At 66.1% G+C, this 744-nt stretch carries 1 pseudogene; it reads left to right on the forward strand.

The annotated features are described in order from the left end of the window. Positions 1-293 precede the first annotated feature (293 nt). Positions 294-744, forward strand: a pseudogene (locus KUM32_RS38900) (glycosyltransferase family 4 protein); the annotation flags it as partial.

Here is a 744-nt window from a genome sequence, read left to right on the forward strand (position 1 = left end):
GCGCTCCCCCGCCCCGCCAACGCGCTCCCCGGCGCACCCCGTCGCCCCGTAGAAACTCGAAGGAACCCGCAGAAACTCGAAGAAACCTGAAGACAAATGCGCCCGCGCCCGCGTGCCCGCACCCGCGGACGAGCAGAAGAGGCGGAAGGTTGTGGTGTGCTCGACGATTGTGGGCCATTGCATATCACCGCATGCATAAGCAACTTTCTTCACCCGCGATCGTCTAATGAGGCAGGCCAGGCCAGAGGGGAGGCAGCACGCAACGGACGCAAGCCGTCCTGCGTGAAGTCAAAATGAAGATCTCATTTCTGCTGCACAACGTGTACGGCATCGGTGGAACGATCCGTTCCACGTTCAATGTGGCGGGCGCCCTCGCCGAACACCACGAGGTGGAGATCGTCTCCCTCATGCGCACCGCGGAGGCCCCGAGCCTCCCGCTGAACGACGCGGTGCGCGTCGTCAACCTGATCGACCTGCGCAAGGGCCACGCCAGCGACGCGGACAACCCGCTGCTCAAGCAGATCACCCCGCGCATCCCGGCCGCCGAGGCCAACGGCACGGTGAACTTCAACGCGCTCACCGACGAGCGCGTCGCCGCCTACCTCGACGCCACCAACGCGGACGTCGTCATAGCGACCCGCCCCGGCCTGCTCATCTACCTGGCCGAGTTCGGCCGTGGCCGAGGCCGCGACTTCCTGCGCATCGGCCAGGAGCACCGGCTGTACGAGACGCACAAGCCCGACC

It is taken from the genome of Streptomyces sp. AC627_RSS907 (assembly GCF_019049165.1).